This is a genomic window from Paenibacillus alginolyticus DSM 5050 = NBRC 15375, assembly GCF_000422905.1.
GTDB classification, from domain to species: domain Bacteria; phylum Bacillota; class Bacilli; order Paenibacillales; family NBRC-103111; genus Paenibacillus_E; species Paenibacillus_E alginolyticus.
On the sequence record NZ_AUGY01000214.1, the window covers coordinates 1 to 1,764 of the forward strand.

2 protein-coding genes are annotated in these 1,764 nt (G+C 37.0%); both read right to left on the reverse strand.

The annotated features are described in order from the left end of the window. Positions 1 to 357: 357 nt before the first annotated feature. Positions 358 to 660, reverse strand: coding sequence for a YunC family protein (locus G519_RS0138200; RefSeq protein WP_029199008.1), 303 nt, complete (start codon positions 658 to 660; stop codon positions 358 to 360). 882 nt (positions 661 to 1,542) lie between these two features. Then, a partial coding sequence (locus G519_RS46725; RefSeq protein ID WP_244280361.1) for a helix-turn-helix domain-containing protein occupies positions 1,543 to 1,764 on the reverse strand: 222 nt, incomplete at its 5' end.

The window sequence follows — 1,764 nt, forward strand, 5'->3', positions numbered from 1 at the left end:
ATTGGCATTGCATATTTGGTGAATGTGTGCATTTGATAAAACTCCTCCTTGGAATATTGAGATATTTTACTTACTGAAACAGTCTATGAAAGTTGATCTAACTTTGGAAAGAAATTTACCCAGTCTATTATAAATGTTGGGAATTCATCTAAAAGGAAAAGCAGATACTCTTATGAAAGGAAAACGATCTGAGGAGTCCCCCGAAGGAGGTGCAATTTCGCCGCGACAATCTTTCTCTCTGACTGTTTATAGCAAAAACAGCGAAATCTAAGCAAAAAGGGCATGATAAACGTACAAAATATCAATTTTTTGTACATTTGTCTTAATAGGATCGAAACTTTTGGCAATCTTGTTATGTCACATCATTCTAAGGATGGCATCGCTACCCTTCATTCCAGGGTGAATTCCGAGCGTTTGTGCCTCAAAAGTTACGGATTCTAGGGGAGCTTCAAGTAATTGTTCAATGGAACGCACTCCAACAGCACGACCTGCAATAATCTGGCGATCTTTTAATTTACTATTTAACAACTGAACATCCAAAGCACCACACATGATATACCCTTTATCAGTTGTTACCGCAAGTAGTGTTGTCTTTGGCAATTTGATTTCAATTCCTAATGCTCTGCAGCCCTCAATGTCTATCGGTTTCATTTGTATCATACACCATTTGAACTCCTTTATTTAGTATGGGATTTAAGTTAGTGTCCAACAGGTAGTATCAAAATCGGAAGGAGTGAAGGAACCGTTTGAACTCCTTATCGTTTCAATAAAATTAGTAATGCACTTGTGTCGGATTCTTCTAATGTTTATGCTTAGGTACATACTCTAATTTCATAATGTTTAATTGATCTATAGCTCTACCTATAAAGTGGATGGTTTCTCCTATTTCGAATTCATCGTTTTCGAATCGATTACGTAAGACGAACCTTCTCGCCTCCATTAGTTTCTTGATTACTTCATTTAGTTCCCAATTCAATCTTTGTTTCTGAGCCACTATCTAATTATCTTCCTTTTTTTGGACAAAGGTAGAGCAACAACTAACGATTTTCTAAGCGTTATTTATGCTCGTATATATCCGTTCCCAATCAGGCGTCACCTTCCCTCCTTTTAAAGATCTTAGCTCTGTCATCAAACATTTTTTGGAACTCCTGTAGAACATCCTAACTTAGTATCTTTTCTTGTTACGACGTCAGTATATTTAACAATAACATTGTCCGGTGAGGGTATTTGCCTATCTGACGAAAAATATTTGTCACATAATATGTTAAATATATTGCGTTTTTATAACTATCTGTTTCACGCCAACCAAACTAAACTATACATTGTTGATAAAAATAAAGTTTTGTGGTGAGATAATGGGATCATTTAATAGGTTTAGTTCCACCTCGGAAATGCAAAAAGATCAGGTGACTCTCAAGGCTGTATGCCGGAGATACCTTGATCTTTTTTAGTTACTAATGCCTACTTTCAGATTTTATGTTTTTATTTTGTTCTTAAACTTGTTCCTTTTGACGGGATTTTGGTATTGATTAACCTGTACTTTCAGTGTCGCTCCCCTCCTCCGCTCTCCCCCACAAGTTCATCCAGACTTACCTTGAAAAAATCAGCTAACATTATCAATGTTTTAATGTCCGGCTCTCTGCGATTTTTCTCGTAGTGTGATATCGGCGCTCTGGTTAATCCTGTCTTGTCCGAAAGCTGATATTGTGTAAGTGACTGACTGTGCCGTAACTTAACGAGCTGGGCTCCAATTGTTAACATGGT

Bases quoted from the DNA above. Each gene is read 5' to 3' on its own strand.
- G519_RS0138200 (WP_029199008.1), bottom strand. From the start codon at position 660: ATGATACAAATGAAACCGATAGACATTGAGGGCTGCAGAGCATTAGGA.